General features: G+C 59.6%; 15 protein-coding genes. 8 read left to right on the top strand and 7 right to left on the bottom strand.

The features are described 5' to 3' along the window. Positions 1-7: 7 nt before the first annotated feature. Entirely contained in the window at positions 8-1,216 is a 1,209-nt protein-coding gene (locus tag P9L99_03620; GenBank protein MDP8222423.1) for a CaiB/BaiF CoA-transferase family protein, read from the top strand. Here P9L99_03620 and P9L99_03615 read toward each other — a convergent pair. From P9L99_03615 to P9L99_03595, 5 genes are all read right to left on the bottom strand, one after another. Next, the gene (locus tag P9L99_03615) at positions 1,209-1,559 is read right to left on the bottom strand and encodes a hypothetical protein (GenBank protein ID MDP8222422.1); all 351 of its coding nucleotides are present in this window, start codon (positions 1,557-1,559) and stop codon (positions 1,209-1,211) included. The genes P9L99_03620 and P9L99_03615 overlap by 8 nt on opposite strands. Positions 1,560-1,670: 111 nt before the next feature. Next, positions 1,671-4,808 carry a CusA/CzcA family heavy metal efflux RND transporter gene (locus tag P9L99_03610; protein MDP8222421.1) on the bottom strand — a complete coding sequence of 1,046 codons (3,138 nt, stop codon included), beginning with the start codon at positions 4,806-4,808 and terminating at the stop codon, positions 1,671-1,673. Next, complete coding sequence (locus P9L99_03605; GenBank protein ID MDP8222420.1) at positions 4,805-6,196, bottom strand: efflux RND transporter periplasmic adaptor subunit; 1,392 nt, start codon at positions 6,194-6,196, stop codon at positions 4,805-4,807. The genes P9L99_03610 and P9L99_03605 overlap by 4 nt, the downstream gene beginning before the upstream one ends. Further along, positions 6,193-7,479, bottom strand: a complete 1,287-nt coding sequence (locus tag P9L99_03600; protein MDP8222419.1) for a TolC family protein — start codon at positions 7,477-7,479, stop codon at positions 6,193-6,195. Before P9L99_03600 ends, P9L99_03605 begins: the two co-directional genes overlap by 4 nt. A 908-nt stretch (positions 7,480-8,387) precedes the next feature. After that, positions 8,388-10,196, bottom strand: a complete 1,809-nt coding sequence (locus tag P9L99_03595) for an OmpA family protein (protein ID MDP8222418.1) — start codon at positions 10,194-10,196, stop codon at positions 8,388-8,390. Between the two features lie 293 nt (positions 10,197-10,489). On the opposite strand from P9L99_03595, the gene aroC reads away from it, so the two are divergent. The 5 genes from aroC (at position 10,490) to P9L99_03570 (ending at position 17,988) form a co-directional block, all read left to right on the top strand. Beyond that, positions 10,490-11,575 (top strand): chorismate synthase, encoded by a 1,086-nt coding sequence (gene aroC / locus P9L99_03590; protein MDP8222417.1) that lies wholly within the window; start codon positions 10,490-10,492, stop codon positions 11,573-11,575. Further along, the gene (gene aroB, locus P9L99_03585; GenBank protein ID MDP8222416.1) at positions 11,572-12,690 is read left to right on the top strand and encodes a 3-dehydroquinate synthase; all 1,119 of its coding nucleotides are present in this window, start codon (positions 11,572-11,574) and stop codon (positions 12,688-12,690) included. Before aroC ends, aroB begins: the two co-directional genes overlap by 4 nt. Next, on the top strand, positions 12,677-13,861 hold the full coding sequence (aroA, locus tag P9L99_03580; GenBank protein MDP8222415.1) for a 3-phosphoshikimate 1-carboxyvinyltransferase: 1,185 nt from the start codon (positions 12,677-12,679) through the stop codon (positions 13,859-13,861). The genes aroB and aroA overlap by 14 nt, the downstream gene beginning before the upstream one ends. 147 nt (positions 13,862-14,008) lie before the next feature. Then, positions 14,009-16,282, top strand: coding sequence for a PKD domain-containing protein (locus tag P9L99_03575; GenBank protein MDP8222414.1), 2,274 nt, complete (start codon positions 14,009-14,011; stop codon positions 16,280-16,282). Beyond that, positions 16,279-17,988, top strand: coding sequence for an OmpA family protein (locus P9L99_03570; protein MDP8222413.1), 1,710 nt, complete (start codon positions 16,279-16,281; stop codon positions 17,986-17,988). The genes P9L99_03575 and P9L99_03570 overlap by 4 nt, the downstream gene beginning before the upstream one ends. A gap of 63 nt (positions 17,989-18,051) precedes the next feature. Here the strand turns inward: P9L99_03570 and P9L99_03565 are convergent, their stop codons facing one another. Further along, a complete protein-coding gene (locus P9L99_03565) occupies positions 18,052-18,903 on the bottom strand; it encodes a D-amino acid aminotransferase (protein MDP8222412.1) in 852 nt (283 codons plus the stop codon). 464 nt (positions 18,904-19,367) lie between these two features. Between P9L99_03565 and P9L99_03560 the strand changes: the two genes are divergently transcribed. Together P9L99_03560 and P9L99_03555 are read left to right on the top strand one after the other, a co-directional pair. Next, on the top strand, positions 19,368-20,180 hold the full coding sequence (locus P9L99_03560) for a TlpA disulfide reductase family protein (protein ID MDP8222411.1): 813 nt from the start codon (positions 19,368-19,370) through the stop codon (positions 20,178-20,180). A gap of 36 nt (positions 20,181-20,216) precedes the next feature. Continuing rightward, a complete protein-coding gene (locus P9L99_03555) occupies positions 20,217-20,876 on the top strand; it encodes a redoxin domain-containing protein (protein ID MDP8222410.1) in 660 nt (219 codons plus the stop codon). 78 nt (positions 20,877-20,954) lie between these two features. On the opposite strand, the gene P9L99_03550 is transcribed toward P9L99_03555, so the two are convergent. Beyond that, positions 20,955-21,320, bottom strand: coding sequence for a hypothetical protein (locus tag P9L99_03550; GenBank protein MDP8222409.1), 366 nt, complete (start codon positions 21,318-21,320; stop codon positions 20,955-20,957). Between the last annotated feature and the right edge of the window lie 26 nt (positions 21,321-21,346).

Genomic DNA, 21,346 nt, shown 5'->3' with positions numbered 1-21,346 from the left:
AAACGCGATGCCCCAAACCAATCGTCCCCTGGAAGGTGTCAAGATCCTGGACCTCAGCCGCTTGTTGCCCGGCCCTTTCTGTACGCAACTGCTGGCCGACCTGGGCGCCGACATCGTGAAAGTGGAAAGCCCCGACGGCGGCGACTATATGCGCAACATGCCGCCGCGGGTCAACGAACAAGGGGCGTACTTCCTCGCCGTCAACGCGGGCAAGCGCTCAATCACGGTCGACTTGCGCAGCCCGGCCGGCCCGAATGCGCTGCGCGCTTTGCTCGAAACCTTCGACGTACTGCTGGAAGGTTTTCGGCCGGGCGTCCTTACCCGTTTCGGTCTGGGACACGAACAACTGCAAAGTGAATTCCCGCGCTTGATCTACGCTTCGCTCAGCGGCTTCGGCCAAACGGGTCCGCTACGGCGTAAGCCCGGCCACGACGTGAACTACCTGGCGCTTACCGGGGGCCTCAGCATCACCGGCAACGCCGACGGCGAACTCGTGATCCCGGGACACCAGATCGCCGACGTGAGCGGCGCCCTTTACACCGCAGTGGCCCTTTTGGCGGCGGTGATTCGGCGCGATAAAATCGGGCGCGGCAGCTACGTCGATGTCGCCCTGGCCGATAGCGCTCTGGCTCTGATGGCGATGACCTACGCCGAATATTTTCAGTCGCAAACGCCGCCCACCCCCGCGGGGCACCCGGTGACCGGGCTGCACGTCTGCTACCACTTGTATCGCACCTCGGATGATCGCCACATGGCACTTGGCGCGTTGGAGCCGAAATTCTGGCAGGCGTTTTGCGAAGCGGTCGGCCGGACCGATCTGATTGCCGAGGGGTACACGCCGGCGCGGCGCGGCAACCCGGTGTACGAAACCGTGTGTGAAATCTTCGCCGGGAAGACGCAAGCGGAATGGGTGCGGGAATTGGGCGAAGTCGACTGCTGCTGTGAGCCGGTGTTGAACCTCGCCGAAACAGCTCACCACCCACATTTCACCGGCCGCGGTTGTTTCCAGGAAACGGAGCACCCGACCGGGGGCACGTATCAGCGCTTGAAGTCGCCGTTGCGCTTCGATCCGCCCGCACACCCCGCGGATGGACCGGCCCCGGCGCTGGGCGCACACACAAAGGCCGTGTACGCCGAAGCCGGCGTCACGGCCGAAAAGTTTGAAGAATATCGACAAGCGGGCGCGTTCGGGCCGCTTACCGACGAGACTACTTAGACGTCACCTTGTCGGTGGCCTTGTTCAAGAAGGCTTCCGGATCGGCCTCGAACTTACTTACGCAGCCGGGGCAGCAAAAGTAAACGTACTGACCGTTATGTTCGGCAGAATCCGTCTTTTCGGTGATCGTGAACGAGCCGCCCATCACCGGACAAGTCGCCATGGTACCCGGCGCTTGCGGCGCGTCAAAGGACGTGGGCGCCTGCGCAGCGGCCATCTTCTCAGCGGCAGCTTTCTTTCCGCTAAGACAATCGCCACCGGCGAAGGCCGCGGCCGCTCCCACGAGCAAGAACATCAAGGCCAGCGCCGTCACGAGGAATTTACGGTCGATTATATTCACCATTTTTCATCTCCTTTTTTTCTCGTTCGTCGTTTTTGTCATGGCAACACTTCAATATGTCTTTTCAACCATAAACGATAGCCATACCGTCCTGATAAGCAAGGGTTCTCGGATCTATTTTTCATCGTCGTCGTGTTTTTCTACGGCAAGCGCGGGCTGCGTCGTCCATTTTTTCCAAAGGAAGTAGATGGCCGGGAGAATCACGAGGGTCAATATCGTGGAACTGATCAGCCCTCCGACCATCGGCGCGGCGATGCGTTTCATGATGCGGGTGCCGGTTCCGATGCCGAACATAATCGGCAGCAAGCCGATGGTGGTAGTGGCCACGGTCATCAGCTTCGGGCGCACGCGATCGACCGCCCCGGCCATGACGACTTCCCGCAAGTCCGCCAGGCTGGTGAGCAGTCCCGCGTTTTGTCGTTCGCGGTAGGCGTTGTCGAGGTAGACGAGCATCACCACGCCGGTCTCGGCCGCCAGCCCGGCTAAGGCGATGAAGCCGACGGCCACGGCGACCGACAGGTTGTAGCCCGCGGCGAACATCAGCCAGACGCCGCCGACCAGGGCGAAGGGCAAGGTGAGCATGACGATCAGGCTTTCGCTGATGTTGCGAAAATGCATGAAGAGCAACAGGAAGATGATCGCCAGCGTAAGCGGTACGACTACCCGCAGGCGTTTGGCGGCGCGCTGCATGTACTCGTATTGCCCGGACCATAGCAGCGAGTAGCCCTCGGGCAGTTCGATGTTATCGCCCACCAGTTTTTTCGCCCGCGACACGAAGCCGCCCACGTCGTCGGTATTTAAGTCGATGAACACCCACGCGGTGCGGCGCGCGTTTTCGCTTTTGATGCCCGGCGGGCCTTTGCTGACGCGGATGTCGGCCAGTTGGCCAAGCGGCACGGTGTGGTTCATCTTTGTCATCACCGGCACGCGGCGGAGTTTTTCCGGGCTGTCGCGCAGTTCCCGCGGGAAGCGCAGGTTGACCGGGTAGCGTTCCAAGCCTTCCACGGTTTCGGTGATGTTCATGCCGCCGATGGCGCTGCTAATGACCCGCTGGACATCGCCGACGGTCAGCCCGAAGCGGGCGGCGGTGACGCGGTCGATATCGATATCGATGTAGTTGCCGCCGGTGACTCGTTCGGCGTAGACCGATGACACGTCCTTTTCGCCGCGCAGCAAACCTTCGATTTGTTCGCCGATCTTTCCCAGCGTGGCAAGGTCCTCACCCAATATTTTGATGCCCACCGGCGTTTTAATGCCGGTGGCAAGCATGTCGATACGGGTTTTGATCGGCATCGTCCAGGCATTGGTCAGCCCTGGGAACTGCACCCGGGCGTCCAATTCACGCGTGATGTCCTCGATCGTTTTACCCGGCGGCCATTCGCTGCTTGGCTTGAGAATAATATGGGTTTCGATCATCGAGAGCGGCGCGGGATCGGTGGCGGTTTCGGCCCGCCCGACCTTGCCCAAAACGTGCTCGACCTGCGGATGTGTCTTGATGAGCTTGTCGGTTTGCTGCAGCAGTTCCTTGGCCTTGGTGATGCTGATGCCCGGGGGCGTCGTGGGCATGTAGAGCAAATCGCCCTCGTTGAGCGGCGGCATGAACTCGCCGCCCAGGCGCGTCCACGGCCACACCGTCGCCAGGGCAATCACCAAGGCGATGCCGACGGTGGTCAAGGGTCGCTTGAGAACGGCGCGAATTACCGGCGCGTAGCCGCGAATGAAGAAACGGCTGACCGGGTTGTCTTGTTCCCGGCGGATGCGGCCGCGCACGAAGTAGAACATCAGCACCGGCACAAGCGTCACGGCCAGCAACGCCGAGGCGGCCATGGCGAAGGTTTTGGTGTAGGCCAGAGGCGTGAACATCCGCCCTTCCTGCTGTTGCAGGGAGAACACGGGCAGGAAGCTGATGGTGATGATGATCAGCGAAAAGAAGAGCGCGGGGCCGACTTCCCGCGCGGCGGCGATGACAGTCTCCTGGTGCGTTCGGTCGACGTCTCGTTCCTTGTGCTTATGAAGGTTCTCAACCATCACGACCGCCGCGTCGACCATGACACCAATGGCGATGGCAATGCCGCCGAGACTCATAATGTTGGCCGAGATGCCCAGCAAGCGCATCGCCAGGAAGCTGATGAGGATCCCCACCGGCAACGTGATGATGGCCACGAACGACGAACGAAAATGCAGCAGGAAAAGCATGATGATCAGCGCCACGACGATCATTTCTTCAATCAGCTTGGACCGCAGGGTGTTGATGGCGCGCCAGATCAAACGGGAGCGGTCGTAGGAGGTATGGATTTCGACGCCCGCGGGCAGCCCCTTCTCCAATTCGGCGAGCCGGGTTTTCACGCGGTCGATGACTTCCAGCGTGTTCTCGCCGAAGCGTACGAGGACGATCCCCGCCACGGCCTCGCCCTGCCCGTCGAATTCGATCACGCCGCGGCGGATCTCCGGCCCGATTTGGATGTTGGCCAACTGGCTAAGGAGAATCGGCGTGTGGGTTTGCTTGTTGACGCCGACGGGGATGTTTTCCAAATCCGTTATGGAACGCAGATAGCCGCGCCCACGGATCATGAATTCCGTTTCGGCAATCTCCAGAAGGCGCCCGCCCACATCGCTGTTGGAATCGCGCACGGCGCGGGAAATGTCGCCCAGCCCGACGTTGTACGCCCGCAGGCGTTCGGGATCGACTTCGATCTGATACTGCCGCACGTAGCCACCGACCGAAGCGACTTCCGCCACGCCGGGCACGCTGGTCAGTTCGTATTTCAGATACCAATCCTGCAGCGAACGCAGTTGCGCCAAGTCATGACGATCCGAGGTCAGGGAATAGATGTAAGCCCAGCCGACGCCGGTGGCATCGGGCCCGAGTTGCGGCGTCACGCCTTCGGGCAGGCGGTCGCGGATCGTGCTGAGGTATTCCAGCACGCGACTGCGGGCCCAGTAGAGGTCGGTGCCGTCTTCGAATAGCACGTAGACCATCGAGTAGCCGAACATCGAAAAGCCGCGCACGTTTTTCGCGAAGGGCACAGCGAGCATGGCCGAAGCCAAGGGATACGTGATTTGATCTTCCACCACCTGCGGTGCCTGCCCGGCGTAGTCGGTGAAAACGATCACCTGGACGTCGGAGAGATCGGGAATGGCGTCGACCGGCGTGTCGAACATCGCCCACACGCCCGCCACGATCACGATCAACGTGATGAGGATGACGGCAAAGCGGTTCTCGACGCTGGCTTGGATGATGCGCTCAATCATTTTTTCTTCTCGACCAAATCCATTTTACAGATGGGGCACTGTCCCGGTTCATCTTGTACGACTTCCGGGTGCATGGGGCACCTCCAATAACTATCGGCGGCCATCGCGTTGTGATCGTGGCCCGCGTTTTCATCGTCCCCGGCGGACTTCTTCTTTGCCTCCAAACGCGCGGTGAGAAGTTTTTCCACGGCCTCCTGGAGTTGGCTTTCCGAATCGAGTAGGAACTGACCGCTGGTAACCACTACCTCGCCCGCTTCCAAACCGGAAAGGATTTCCGTGCGGTGATCGTTGCCGGTTAATCCCGTGACCACTTCACGCGCGGAATACTTGCCGCCGCCGGTGGAGACGAAGACGAGTTGCCGCTCGCCGGAATACAAGATGGCTTCGGTCGGAACGGCTAAAACATTTTTCTTGGCTTCCACGTCGATCCACACTGTGGCGAACATGCCGGGTTTCAAGTTGAGGCCGGGATTCGGGAACACAAGCCGGGCACGCAGCGTCCGGGATTGCGGATTCAGGGTCGGATACACGTAGTCGACCTTCCCCTCAAATCGCTTGCCTTTCTGGAACGAGAGTTCCATGCGGGCCGATTGGCCGGGCTTGATCCAAGGCGCGTCGAACTCATAGACCTCCACGTTGGCCCATATCTTCGTCAGGTTGCCGATGCGATAGAGGTCCTGTCCCGCCGCAGCCTGCGAGCCCCGCACCACGTTTTTATGCAACACGAACCCGCTCTGCGGCGACGGTATGGAGACGCTGCGAATCGGCTTCATGGTTTTTTCGAGGTGCCGACTGAGCCACGAGCCGCCCATGAGTAAATCGAGTTTTGTTCGCGCACTCTCCGTGAGCGGCGCGTCGGTCCCCGCTGCGGTCAGAGCCTGCAGAAACTCCTCCTGCGCCTGCACCAAATCCGGCGAGTAGATGCGGAACAGCGGTTGCCCCGCCTTGACGCTCATGCCGGTTTCGTCGACGTAAATCTGCTCGACCCACCCCGAGAAGCGCAGGTTGACCACCGAGAGGGCATCCTCGGCCACATCAATTTCGCCAAGGGTGCGGATGGTACGCGTCAGGTCTCCGCGTTCGACGTGCTCAACACGCATCCCCATGTTCTGAACCGTCACGGGGTCGATCACGATGGATTTTTTCGCGCTGTCGGTCGCGTGATCCTCGTGCGTATCCATCCCGGCGGCGTCATCCGGCGTTGGCGTGTCCTTCATCGGCACAAGGTCCATATGACAGATCGGGCACACGCCCGGCTCGTCCTGCACGACGTGCGGATGCATGGGGCATGTGTAAAGAGTTCCCGCCTCTTCAGCGGGCGCCGGGCGTTGGATCAACGCCAGCGCCACGACCAAGGCGAGTACCGCTATGAGAATCGCGCGTTTCATTTTTTCACTCCCGCATCAGGCAAGTCGGCGCCAACCAGCGCCTCCACCTGTGCTTGCCGCAAATGGGTTTCCACGACGGCCGTCACGGCCTGCCGCTCGATGTCCAACAAGCCCACTTCCGTACCGTATAGCGTGGCGAAATCCGCCGAGCCGACGCGGTAGGCCGAGCGTGTGGACTCCAGCGCGCGGTTCTGGTCGGGTCCGATTTTATTGCGATAGACCTGCGCTTTTTCGTAAGCACGACGCCAGGATGCCAGCGCGGTGGCCAGTTGGCCGCGTAGGTCGTCAGCCACAGCGCGGCGCTCGTGCTGCGCCGCTTGCGCCCGAGCCAGCTTTTCTTTCTTCGCCGCCCCCCACCCTTGGCCGTGCAACAGCGGCAAGGAGAAGGCGATGCCGAATGTCAAAAAATCGTCGCCCTCGTCGCGGACCATGCCGTCGGGTCCGACAATCTCCTCCCGCACGCGATACCCCACCCACAAGGACGGATCCGGCCAGGCTTCATACCCGGCCCGCTCGGCTTCGGCCTGCTCCGCGCGCGCTTTTTCCGTCCAAAAGTTCAGCAGAGGGCGCGCGTCACGCGCCTGTTCCCACAAATCCGCGGCGGCCGGCGCGACGGGTTCGAGAAGCCCGGGCGTCTGTATCGGCGTACCCGGATCGCGAGCCAAAAGGGCGTTGAGCATGGCGCGGTGCTCAACTTCGCCGCGCGCGAATTCGGCGAGGTCGTCACGCAAACGCTCTTCCAGAACCGCCAGGCGCAGCAAGTTGTGCTGTCCGGTCGCGCCGACCTGGAACTTGATACGCACCATGGCGACCAGTGTGGCGGCCTGCTCCAGGTGCCGTTCGGTGATTTGCTGAAGGAGTCGATTGCGCGCCAATTCGTAGTAGTGCTTCGTTACCGCGAAGCGCAGTTGGTTTACTTTCTCGGCACGCTCCCATTGGGCCGCGGCGGTTAGATATTCGCTACCGGCGCGACGTTTGTCGGCTTTACCGGGAAAGGGAAACGGTTGGGTCAGTTTGAACTGCACGCCGCTCATGGGCGATTCATCCAACGCCAGGGAGTCAACAGGGACGTTGCTGTATTCGACCGCAAAGACCGGGTTCATCCAGCCGCCCGCCCGACGGGTGGCATGGCGCTGCGCGTCGATGCGAGCGTCCAACGCAGCGGGCGACCCGTGGGCGCGCCACGCCTCGGAGACCAAATCATCCAGCGTTTGTGCATGCGCTGCGGTTGGCAGAACGAGAACAATCCAAAGCAACCACGCGGAGAGGTCTTTTTTTCTCATCTCTATTCCTCCAATAACGTGAGGAAATTTCGAATCGGGAGCGCATTCTTGGGGTCGTTTTTTTGTTGCCCGCCGCTTTCGTTTTTCTCGCCGTTTTCGCTTTTTTTATCGCTGCATTCTTCGCGTGCAGATAAATCCTTTATTTTGAGGATTATTCTCAATAAAGGTAATCATTAAATCGTCTGGTCAAGGCCTTAATCGGAGAAATTCGTCGCTCAGGTTCCAGAAGCCTTCGCACCTTAAATGACAAAACCACCCCACGCTTTGAACGCGGTGGTGGTCTCGGTTCAGCTTGAACCGTCGTCGGACGTCGTTTACTAAGCCGCCGGAACCATGGCGGAGCAAAAGCCAAGGATCGCAATTGACATGATAAGCAATCCAGCGCCCCACCAGAAACCTGACAGGCTTTTGGAAACGAGATCGCGGTCTGCAACCGCTCTAGGCATAACCGACCCTCCCCGAAAAATCTTCCTCTGACATGGATAATATAACAAAGAAACTCGCAATGTCACGGGGTGAAATGTTATTTTTATTTCCTTTTATTTTCTGATAGTTAGCAGGCATTGTCTAGATTTTGGATGACCATGTTATTTTGATAACGTCCAAAACGGCGGTGAAATCAGCACGATTCGCCTCAATTCCATAAGTTACTGAAATAAGCCACTTTTCTATATTAGCGCGATAACCTCTAAAATTTCTACGTTTTTGGCCTTTCGTGGATGGCTCATTCGACCTATCGGCCAATATTTGTATATTTCGGACCTTTACTTGTAATGCTTATAGGTGTCCCAAACTGTCGCATCGCTCCTGCACAACTCACAAAACGGGGTTTCCCCAAAGGGTATAGAAAAGCCCCGGAAGGCCGAAGCTTTCCGGGGCGTGAGGATTCTATGGATGTAAGCTGCCGGCTAACTTTCGATCACGAATTCCACTCGGCGGTTCGCCTCGCGGCCTTTGTTGGTGTTGTTATCAGCGATCGGCTTAGTTTCACCGTAGGCTTTCACTTCGAGATTCTCGGCGGGAATACCCTTTTTGATAAGGTAGTTCCGGACCGTGTCGGCGCGCTGTTGCGACAACTTCATGTTGTAGGCGTCGTTTCCGACGTTCGAGGTGTGACCTTCGACGGTGATTTTCTTGTATTCGCACAGTTGGCCGATTTGCTCGACCACGTCATCCAACACGGCGTAGGACTCGGGCCGCAGCTGGGCCGAAGCGATGTTGAATTGGACCTTGCCCTTCTTCTCCAGTTTCGTCCGAAGCTTGAAAGTGTAGATGTTGTTTTTGTTTTTCTCGATGCCGACGGTCGTGCACAAGGTTTCGTGCCCCGCGGCGCGAATCATCAGCGTGTGCTCGCCCGGCGACCACTTCTCGCTGAGCTTGCCGGCCGGGTTGTCGTAGGATTTCTTGTCGCTGTCCCGATCGAAGATCAAGGTGCTGGCCACCTGCTCACCGGTATCATTATCGATGACGATGATCGTCAACATCGTGGGCGGCACGACCGGGATCTTCTTCAGGGTTAAGGTAATTGTCTTGGATTCGTCCACGGCGATTTCCACCGCCTGCGTGTCGGACTCGTAGCCCCCGCGATCGGCGGTGATGGTGTAGAGGCCGGCGGCCACTTCCGCCTTGTACTCCCCGGAGGAGTCGACGTTGAAGTCGTCTTCCTGGCCGTCGAACGCCACATCGGCGGCGATTTCGGCACCACTTTCGTCGACGGTGCGTACGGTGATAATGCCGTCGGTTTTCTCAGGCCGTTCGTACGTATAGTCGATACCGGCCAAGACACGGTAGGCGGGTGTGCCCACACCGCGGGAGACTCCCGGACCGGCGCCGGCGATCAAACGCGGGCCGCGTTTACCGAACTGGTAGCGAAGCGTGCCCAAAACTTCCTGAGCCAGGGGGCGATAAGCGTCGGTATCTTGAACATCAAAGTACTTGCCGAAGTATTCGACCGAAAGCCCGAAGCCGTTATCCCAATCTTTCGAGACACCGGCGGCCCAGGTGATGGCGTCGCCCACGTCGGTGCCGAACAACATCGACTTACCGCGATAGAGATAGCCGCCGTTGAGGCCGATGTTGATGGGGCCGAAATCGTGCTCGATGGTTGTGCTGCCGCCACCGGTGGTACGGCCTTCACCGAGGAAGAGATCGGGCTCTCCGGTGGGAAAGATGACGTAGGGCGTAATGGCCCAGTTCAGCCAGTGTTTTTCCTGCTTGAGCAGGCCGAATTTAATCGCCGCGCGTACGTCACCGAAAACGAATTCGCCTTCGGGATCCTCGTCCTCAAGATCCAGCGGCGAAAGGATGCCCTGTTTCGCGGCTTCGTCAGGATCGGTCAGGAGGGTCATGTTGCGATGATTAATGTAGTGCACGGGGATATCCACGCCGAGACTAAGGAAATTCCACGTGCCGAACGCGAGCATCAAGTTACCGGTAAACAGGTCCTCGATGTAGTTGAAGTTGGGCTCGTCGTTGTCGTAGTCCACCAGCAGTTCGGCCGTGTAGTTGGCCAACAACCCGACGTGAAAACCGAGGGTGCCCAGCGTGTCGCCGTCATCGAAGGAGATGAAACTGCCACCGAAAATCGACGGGCGAAACAGTTGGATGTTCAGGAGTTCGTCCGGGTCAAATTCCTCGTTGTTATCTTGCGCCATCACGGTCGGCGCAAGTAGCCCCACAACGAGAACAAACACAGGAATTAAGAGATATTTTTTCATACTATTCTCCCTTTTTTCTAGGACGCTGAAGCCCGTCGACCTTAAAAAATACTGAGGTAAAAACCCCATAGGGGAGACTATTTTTTTAAGGTTGGCAGGGCGTACATCATCCCTCCAGTTCATTTAATTACGTTCCAATCGGTTTCAAATTGTACCGTAATCTCAATTTGAGGGTTGTCAACGAATGGCGTTTTTTTTTCTCGGCCTTCCACGCTTTGCTTTTGCCGCTTACAAGCCTACAATTGAAGCGTTGCCTAACGTTTTCGGATAGTTTTGGCCCGGCAGGAGGTTGCATGCCCGGCAGTTGCTTCGGCAGGATATTCGTCGTTACGACATTTGGAGAATCCCACGGTCCGGCCATTGGCGCCATCGTGGACGGCGTGCCCGCCGGTCTGCCACTTAACGAAGCGATGATACAGGAAGATTTGGATCGGCGGCGACCCGGCCGCAGTTCGCTCGTTTCGCCGCGGCAGGAAAAAGATATCGTCCGCATTCTGTCCGGCGTGTTCGACGGCAAGACCACCGGCACGTCGATCGGGCTGCTAATTGAGAATCGGGACGCTCGCTCCGGCGATTACGATAAGGTCAAAGATACGTTCCGCCCCGGCCACGCCGATTACACCTACGAACAAAAGTACGGCAGGCGGGATTGGCGCGGCAGCGGCCGCTCCTCGGGCCGCGAGACCGCCGCGCGCGTCGCCGCCGGTGCAATCGCCCGACAGGTCCTCGATCGCCTCGGCATCGAAGTGATCGGCGCGGTGGCCGAAATCGGCGGGGTCGCGGTCAACCTGGCCGACGACGACTGGCGTGAGTTCCGCGACGAGCCCCTGCGTTGTCCGGACCCGGCCGCGAAAGTGGAAATCGAAAAGCTGCTGCTTCGCGTCATCGAGCAAGGCGATTCGGTCGGCGGGATCGTCGCGATTAAGGCCACGGGCATGCCGGCTGGGCTCGGCGAGCCGGTATTCGACAAACTCGACGCACGGCTCGGCGCGGCGATGATGTCGATCGGCGCGGTCAAGGGCGTGGAAATCGGCGACGGATTCGCGGCCGCCCGGCACCAGGGGAGCGAGGCCCACGACAGCATGCTGAGGCCGGGAGTATACGAATCGAACCACGCCGGCGGCATGGTCGGCGGGATTTCCAACGGCGCCGACATCTTTTTACGCGTCGCCGTCAAGCCCACTTCGTCGATCGCCAAGGCGCGAAACACAATCGACCGGAGCGGAAAAAGAACGCAGGTTGCGGTGGAGGGCCGACACGACCCGTGCATTGCGCCACGGCTGGTAGCTGTGGCCGAAGCGATGACGTGTCTCGTGCTCGCTGATTTCGTGTTGCTGCAGCGAGCCCGTAGCGGCTTCGCGGAGGCTGAGCCCGAGTGAGCGCTAGGGCGCCGATTTGGAGCATCACCACGACGCAACACCCGATTCGTATCGGCCGCGGAATGCGTGAGACAATCGCGGAGTTCCTGCCGCCGTGGATCGCGGCGATCGGCGTGGTTGCCGACGAAACCGTCGCGGAACTTCATGCCGCCACCCTTCTCGACTTGCTTCCTAAAGAGATTCCACGACATTTGTTCGTCTTTCCGCCGGGCGACGAAAACAAAAGCCGCGAGATCAAAGCCCGGCTCGAAGATGAGATGGTCGCCGCCGGCCTGGGCCGCGATGGTCTTCTTATTGCCTTAGGCGGCGGCGTCACGTTGGACCTAACCGGGTATATCGCGGCGACGTACATGCGCGGAATCCCCTGGCTGGCCATGCCCACGACGCTGCTTGGTGCGGTTGACGCGGCGATCGGCGGTAAGACCGGCGTCAATACGAGCGGGGGGAAAAACATGGTCGGGGCATTCCACGCCCCGCTGGCGGTGTTGGTGGATTTGGACTTCCTCGCCACCTTGCCGCGCGTCGAAATGCAAAACGGCTTGGCCGAGATGGTGAAACACGCGGTCGTCGCCGACAGGATGCATCTAGACGAGTTGGTGGCGCTGGGTCGACTCGATGAAGGCCGCGACTTGGACGCGCTCGGCCGCGCCATTCATCGCTCGGCGCAAATCAAGGCCCGCATCACCGAAGCCGATCCGCGTGAGGGCAACCTACGGCAGACGTTGAATCTCGGCCACACGTTCGCGCACGCGATCGAAAAAGTGACGCATTTCGGTACGCCGCACGGTCTTGCCGTGGCGATCGGCGTGGCGGCGGCCTGTCGTCTGGCGACGAAACTGGGACGCTTGTCGGATCGCGAGCGGGACACGGTGTTACTCGCTCTGCGCGGTCTCGACCTGCCCACCGAACTGCCCCCGGGCTGCACGCCGGAGGCGATTTGGGACGCTACCGCCACCGACAAAAAGAGCCGCGGCGGTCACGTGCGTTTCGTGCTGCCCGCGACGATCGGAAGCATCGTGCGTGACGACACGGGCAACTACGGATATTTGGTGGAGCGCGATGCCGTGCTGTCCGTATTACGGGACATGAAGGAGGGAGGCGATGATCCGCATTAATGTGCCCGCCTCCAAAAGTCTGACTCAGCGCGCGTTGCTCCTTGCAGCTTTATCCGATTGCGAAACACGCCTCGTCTCTCCGTTGGATTGCGACGATTCCCGCGTTTTGTCCGAAGCTCTGGTCTCGCTCGGTGCCCGTATCGAGAAAGACACCGACGCGTGGCGCGTTCAGCCGCCGGATATCTTTCGCCCTCCGACGCGACCGTTGAAGCTCGGCAACGCGGGCACAGCGGTTCGCTTCATCACCGGCCTGGCGCCGCTACTTCCCGGATCGTTCGTCGTCGACGGTGACCCGGCGATGCGCCGCCGCCCCATGACCGGCTTGCTGGCCACCCTTGGTGAAATGGGGGTGGAAGTGGTCGAGATGGGGAAGCCGTGTTGCCCGCCGATCATGCTTAACCCCGGGCCTCTGGAACAAGTGCCCGCCGAAGTTTCCCTGCGCGCCGGCGGTTCGAGCCAGGAGCTATCGGCCTTGTTGATGATGGGCTGCCGCCTGCCGCGCGGCCTAGTCGTCCACCTGGAAGGCAGGTTCCCTTCGCGCCCTTATGTAAGGTTGACCATCCAAACGCTTCACGCTTTCGGCATCGACCTGCGAACCTCGCAACAGGAGATTATTGAAATACCACCCAAGATGCCGCACACGGCGGAATTCACGATCGAAGGCGATTGGACCAGTGCGAGTTACCCGCTGGCGGCCGGTTGGTTGATGAATCAGCCGGTCGAAGTCGACAATCTCGATCCGCAGTCCGAGCAAGGCGACCGCATTTTCAAGCGATTGCTTCAGCGACTTGGTCAATCGGGCGATCAAGTATTCAGCCTGCAGGACGCGCCGGACATCGTGCCGACGGTCGTGGCTTGCGCATTGTTCGCGCAGGACGTGACGGAAATCACCGGCGTGTCGCATCTGCGTATTAAGGAAAGCGATCGTCTCGCGGTGCTTGCGAGGGAAACGGCCAAGCTCGGCGCCGATGTTCGCGAACTGCCTGACGGTATACTCGTTCGCCCGCGGCCCTTGCACGGCGGCGTACAGTTGAACCCCGCCGGGGATCACCGTATGGCGATGGCGTTCGGGTTGATTTCACTGCGCGTGCCCGACTTGGTTGTCGCCAACCCGGATTGCGTCACGAAATCGTATCCGGGTTATTGGGATATGCTGGCGCGATTCCGCTGAGGCGGTTGTTGTTTGTTGGTGGCCAAGCAAGCGAATTTACAGGGGCAATTGGGGGGAATCCAACGCCCGTCGTCTTGACACTCGCTTGCCGTCAATCCTATAGTGCCCAAACCGTTCAAATGTGGCGACACTTAGGCGGGAGTCTCAATGCCGATACGTTTTTTGCGCCTTTTTACAGTGGTTGCATTTGCCCTTTTGGCGTTCACGCCGCCGGCCGCAGCCGACAGTCTTGTCAGCTTGATGGGCTGGCCCTATGACATCGCCGGCGCCCCGGGGCTCGAATATGCGTCTCCTTACCAACAAGGTACCAACGCCATCCCGCGACGGGTAACCAAAATCGTGTACCCGGTTGTGGGCTTGCCGGCATTGGTCACGCGCGGTCAGACGTTAACGGTATTAGTCCAGGAACCGGAAGAGGCTCTGGAAGACGTGGGGTTGTGGCGCGCTCGGCTCGTTACCGCCTTTCGCAACCGACTCGACGATTACGCGCCGGTTGGCGACGCCGTCGGGCAGGAATACGACCTGGATATCCTCAGCGTCACGTTCGACGCCGAAGTCGGCATCTACACGTTGCGATGCCAGGTTTCCGCGCAAACGCCGACCGATATTTTCGCCATTCATGTTTCCAACCCCGCGTTTTCGGACATCCAACCCGCTGCGGTGCGCGTTCGAGAACCCGGCAACACGATTCGCTTCGTCCATTTAGCCAACGCGAAAACGGCGGATCCCTTTGGGCAGGATGAAGACAACGAACTGAGCAACCGTCGTTACCCGAACGCGGGCTTGGACGGACGCTCCGCCGATTTGCTGCGCCAAGAAGTGCTGAACGAGTTGGCGTTGCTGCGGCCCGACTTCGCGGTATTCGGCGGTGATCTGGTTTGGGGCGGCGATTACGCCGGAGAAAACGACGACTTCATGCGCGTGGTGCAGAACACGCAAACGCCGCTGTTCATGCAACCGGGAAACCACGACGGCTACGCGTGGTTCAACGGCAACGAACTTAAGGAAGACGGTCTGGAATTTTACGCCCGGTCTTTCGGCCCTCCCTATTACAGTTTCGATGTGGACGAGTTCCATTTTGTCTGCCTCAACAGCTACGACGGCGCGGCGGCGCGGCGGCAGTACGGCCGCTTGATCCTGGCCCTGCCGGCCGATAACAAGGGCGGTTTTCTCAGCGAGGCGCAACTGGCGTGGCTTGCCGAAGACCTGGCCGTCGCCGATGCGGCCGGTCAAACCACGTTGTTGTTCATGCATCACGACCCGCGCGGCCCCTACACGGCCAATCGTCCTTTCGGCACCGAATCCTGGGACTCGCTGGAAACCGAGGCGTGGAACATGGAGTCTCCGCAATGGGATTCAAACACGCAGGACGGTATCGCCAACGAGAGCGAGCAGTACAACACCGGCGTGCGGCTGCTGCAATTAGCCCTGGATTACAACGTCAGTCACGTGTTCATCGCCAATTACCATGCCGACAAGATCTGGACCTACGGTCCCGGCGAAGCGATCACCGACCGCGACGGCAACGCCGTGGGCACGCTGCTGGCGTTGAATGATTTCACCGTCGTGCAAACGACGACGGCGACGGCGGGCGTGACACCCGACACCGGCAAGTTGGAATACGACGGCTATCGCGTCGTCGAATTGGCGGACGGCGACGTCACGTCGCTCAACTACCTACCCGGAGCGCTACAGAGCGTACCGGCCGGCAACCTCTGGAGCCGCGACCTCAACAACAACGGGGATACGCAATCGGCAACGGTGGAAGTCACCAACGGCCTACCCGAGCAAACGACGGTGAATCTTGAGCTTTATCTCGCGCCCGCGCCCGCGGGCTATAAAATCGTGCGCAGCGACACCCTCCAAGCCGTACCGATCGCGGATTTCGGCATCGGAAGTGACGGGCAAGTAGTGCTTTACGCCAAAGCCACAATCGACGGCATCGGCGGGACGATTCCGGCCGCAGTGGGCGGCGAGGTTCGCGTCGTGTTCACCGCGCAACCGCACGCCGAAAACCTGGCGCCCGCGGCGAGGCTCTCGGCTTCGTCCGACGACGGCATCACGTGGATCTTCGACGCCGCCGACAGCGTCGACCCAGACGGGGCCGATCTCCGCTACTTCTGGAACTTCGGCGACGGCTACACCGGCCTCGGTCCGCAGACCACCCACACCTACACCTCCGGTGGCGCAACAATCCTCACCCTAACCGTTTTGGATGAAAACGGCGGCTGGGGGCTTGCCAAACAAGTCCTTGATGTGGACGAAATAAATTTGGACACCGACCACGACGACGAAGAAGACCTCTGCGGCGAGTGCGGCGCGACAAGCGTGCCCGATCGGGCCGGGGTCTTTTTGCTGATATTCGTGTTGGGAAGCGTACTGTGGCTCCGCGTCCGTAGCGGAGAAAGGGAAGAACCATGAAACGCGCTGCGGTATTGGCTCTCTTGGTGATTCTCGCCGGCGCCACGGCGGTCTCGGCCATCGACGCCCAGAACGTCACGCCGGCTCTTGGACCACACAACTTGTTGAGTATGTACGCCAGCACCACCCTTGCCCACACTCAGTTCGCGCTGGGTATCGTCGGCAACTACGCCAAGGGGCCGGTGCGTTTCGAGGGCGAGGATTCGGGCACCGAAATCAACGCTGTCGATTCGGTCATTTCCGGGCATTTCTACGCAGGGCTCGGCTTGTTCGACCATCTCGATCTGCTCGTCGGCGGTTCGTACTATCGCACCGCGGGCCAAGACATGGACAAAGTGATGATCGACGGCCTGCCCGAAACCGACATCACCAGCGCCGGCGCTCTCGGCGACACGACCGCGGGCGCGAAGGTCAGTATTCTGCCCAACAAGCCCGGCTGGATCGGGCTGGGTTTGGTCGCCCTCGCGCATGTCGCTACGGGGGACGAGGAAATTTACGCCGGCAACGGAGCCACGGGCTTCTCGGGCGCGCTGCTTTTGGACAAACGTTTCGACCCGGTCAATATCGTGGCCAACGTCGGCTACGAATACCTCGGCAGCCCCTCGGGCCTCGATCCCGCCGGGCAGGTATTCGGCGGTCTGGGAATCGACGTCGCCGCGGCGAAATGGATCGGCCTGACCGCCGAAGTGGTCGGACGAACCCAGGATTACGGCATCGAGGAAATCGATCCGGCCAACCCCTTGGAAGGGCTCTTCGGCGCTCGCTTTTACACCGGCGTGGGCCTCGACTTCCTCACGGCTTTCGGCTTCGGATTGACCAATGGCATCGGCGCGCCGGAGTACCGCGGCATGCTGGGCGTTTCGTTCACGTACCCGGCGTTGGATTACGGCCCCAAACCCGCCCTCGCCCCCTCACCGGCGGGATTACGCGCGGCGGACAGCGCGGATATGGACACCGATGGCGACGGCCTGAACAACCACGAGGAAATTCACGAATACAAAACCAACTCGATGAAATCGGATAGCGACGGCGACGGTCTGCTCGATGGCGAGGAAGTCAAACAGTACAAGACGGATCCGCTGAAAACCGATACCGACGGCGATAGCCTTTCCGACGCCGCCGAGTTGCGCCTGCACGGCACCGACCCGCTGCGCGCCGATACCGACGGCGACGGCCTGCTGGACGGGCAGGAAGTCAGCGCCCTGCGAACGAATCCGGTAAGCGCCGATACCGACGGTGACGGCGTCGCCGATGGCGCGGACGGTGCGCCACTGGAAGCCGAAACCGTCAACGGATTCTTGGACCAAGACGGTGTGCCCGAAGTACTGCTGGTCCGGAAACCGAGCGGTTTGATGCTCTTTGACAGCCAACTCGTTTTGCCCGCTCCGCTAACCTTTGCCGGACCCGGGAGCTCCAAACTCACCAACGCTGACAAGAAGCAACTCCGCGATGTCGCCAAGTTGATGAGCGAGTTCGAAAACATCAAACTGCATGTCGAGGGGCACGTCGCGGCCGGTACGCCGAACGCCGAATCCTTAAGTGGTTCTCGCGCCACGACGGTGCGCACCTACCTGCTCAAGCAAGGCGTCGCCGCCGACCGCCTCACGGCCGCCGGCATGGGCGACCAGGTGCCGCTCGTGTCCAACGACACGCCCGAAGGCCTCGCGCGCAATACGCGGATCGATTTCCTGATCACGGAGCGCTAATCTCACATCTCATAGAAAGCAACGCCCCGGCGGATGTCGGGGCGTTTTTTTGTGGGTGTCGTTTCAGGAACTCGTGTTGATCCACGCTTGAAAGAGCTGCCGCAGTCGCGCCGCCACGGGGCCCGGCTTGGCCTTGCCGATCGGCTGGTCGTCGACTCGCACAACCGGCATGACTTCCGCGGTAGTACCCGACAGGAAGACCTCGTCGGCGAGCATCATCTCTTCCAACGGCGCCGGTCGCTCTTCTACCTGGTAGCCCGCCTTATGGCACAGAGCGAGAACGGCGTTCCGGGTGATGCCGCAAAGGATGCGCTCGTTGTCCGGATGGGTGATGACCTTTTCCTTGCGCACGATAAACACGTTGGCCGCGGTCGCTTCGCGAACCTCGCCGTCTTCGCCGATGAGAATGGCCTCCAGACAGCCGTTATCCAACGCCTCCTGTTTGGCCAGGCAGTTAGGCAACAAGTTGATCGTCTTGATATCGACGCGCCCCCAGCGGATATCGGCTCGGGTCAGACAGGCGATTCCGTCCTCGAAGAGTTTCTCATCAACGGGCGGGAACTCGGAAACAGTAACGATGACGTTCGGCTTGACCGGCGGGTCCGGAAAAACGTGATTGCGGCGCGCCGCGCCACGCGTAACCTGCACATACACTTTGGCGCGCGGCATATCGGCGGCGTCAAACGCCCGTTCGATTTGGGCGATGATGTCCTCGACGTCGACGTAGTCCATGCGCACGTATCGAAGGCTGCGACGCAAACGCTCGATGTGCTCGTCGAACAAAAAGAGCTTGTTGCGGTAGCTGACGATGACTTCATACACGCCGTCGCCGAAGACGAAGCCACGATCATTGATGGAAACAAAGGCCTTTTCGATCGCTGTGATTTCGCCGTTTACGCTGGCTATTTCCGGCATGCTGTGCCCCTTATCCCCCACCAGTCTGTGGATAGTTTTTCAGAATCGCGTTTTAACCCCGTTTTCATGAGGCTCTGATTTATATTTAACGACTTAACCCGTTGAATTTTAGACACAATCACTCCAAAGAGCCTCGGCGACGCCTTTTTCTCGGCGCGGTCGACGCGTCCCTTTTACCGCGGACTTTTCCACAACGTTATCCACAGCCTCGGGCGTTTTGGATTCCGATTTTGTTTGGATGAACGCGTAAGAGTAATCACTCAGCGCTGAAACGACAATCCCAAACCAATGACCCGACAAAGAAAAGCCCGCTTCTCGTGTTATTGACACGCCTTCGCATTCGTTTCCGACAAAACCGATGTGTTGACTAGGGGTTTCGGGTTTGTTAACTTCTGTGTTCGGTTTCTCGGGCCGCCAAGCCCAACGGGGCGGAAGCGGAAAAAGGCTACATCGAAGGAGACAATATGACCCGGCGTGCGGTGCTGGCCACAACAATCATAGCCTTACTGATGGCGGTTTCGTTGATCGCGGCATGCGGTAGCAGCGGCGACGAAAGCGACACGTCCGGCGACTCCCCTTCGGCAAGCCAAGAGTTTTGCGAGAAGCTGGAGAAGTGCCCGGCGGCGACCGCCCAACTCAGCATCAGTGGTTTCGACCAATGTGAGGCGATGTTCGAGTATTTTGCGCTTGATGTGCGTCAGTGCGTCGCGGCAGCTTCGGATTGCGCCGAACTGGTCGGTTGCCTGGCCGCGTTCAACAGCGGCGGTGGCGATGACGACGACGATGATAACGATTCGGGCGGCGATCCTTTCGACGACGACATCCCCGACGGTTACGACCTTGGCGACCGCCTTCCGAATTTCCGCCTGACGGATTCCAACGGCGCGGAAGTCGAACTGTACGATTACGCCGGCCTGGTAGTGCTGCTGGATTCCTCGGCCATGTGGTGCCCCCCGTGCCAGCAGGACACGCCGAGCCTGGAGACCGACTTCTACCAGGAATACAAAGACACCGGCGACGGGTTCATCGTTCTGCAATTGCTGGGCGAAGATTACGGCGGCGACACGCCCACGACCAGCGATCTATCGAATTGGAAAAGCAAATACAACCTAACGTTTCCCGTGCTGGCCGACGCAAACTGGCAAGTCGACCGGAATTTGGGAAATGGTTATGTTCCGCATTACACAACTTTGGATCAGCAGATGGTGATCCAACGCAAAGGCAATACGTTATATTCAAACCACGGTACGATACGAGATCTGTTGGGAATCGACTAAGCGAGATTCCGCCGGGAACTCGAAGAGGGAGACACAATGAAATCCAGGATGTTTTGGCTAATAGCCCTATTACTAATCGGCGTATTCGTCATCGCGTCGATGGGCGCGACATGCGGCGACGATGATGACGACAACGATGATGACGACACCGGCGGCGATGACGACACCGGCGGCGATGACGACGACGATGACGACGACGATGATGATGACGATGATGATGACGACGACGACAGCACGCCCTCGATGGGTTACAACGTCGGCAACAAGATGCCGAACTTCACGCTGACGAATCAGTTCGGTGAAAACGTTTCGTTGTACGACTACGAAGGCGACGTCGTCTTGCTCGACACCTCGGCCTTCTGGTGCGGCCCCTGCCGTACGGACACGCCGAAACTGCAAACCGACTTCATGGATGTCTACGCCGATGAGGGATTCACTGTCCTGCAGATGATCATCGAAAATAACGCCGGGAATCCGCCCAGCCAACAGGACTTGTTGGGTTGGGCAACGCTCTACAGCCTCGAGTTCCCGGTGCTCGACGACCACAACTGGGATGTCACCTACCCGCTGCACGGCGGTTCGATCAGCATCCCCGCGTACGCCTGCTTGGATCAAGACATGGTGATTCAGCGGAAGGGCGGCTACCTGAGCACCTATCACGCAACCGTGCGAGCTCTGCTGGGATTAGCCGACTAATTACGACACGGCCCTGAGACCAAAACAAAACGGCGAAAGGCACTTCACGCTTTTCGCCGTTTTTCTATTTGCTCGCGCTTATTGCTTGGATTTTTCGGCCGGAGAAACCAACCGCATCGCCCGGTTCATGCCTGAACGTATTGATCCGTGAAAGGACCACACGAGGGCCGCGTCGCCCAGCAGGCCGACGATCAATTGCCAGTGCAGCTTCATCGGCGTGTAGAGAAACATGTTGATCGCATGCCCGACAAGAAAGGGCACGCCTCCCTTGTCGATCATCACGGCCACGTCCATTAGCGCCACCAATCCGATGGCGAGATACCACGTTTTGTCGCGGAGTTTTCGACCGGCGATCAGGCCGCCGATAAAACCCAGCACCTGCGGCATGACAAACACCAGCAGCAAAATCTGGACGACGGCCAAACAGTAATACTTCTGGAACACCGGCCTTTCGCTCCCTCCTGGGTTGC

Source organism: Candidatus Lernaella stagnicola (genome assembly GCA_030765525.1).
GTDB lineage: Bacteria > Lernaellota > Lernaellaia > Lernaellales > Lernaellaceae > Lernaella > Lernaella stagnicola.
The sequence above is the reverse complement of the archived record's forward strand: the minus strand, read 5'-3'. Positions and strand labels throughout refer to the sequence as shown.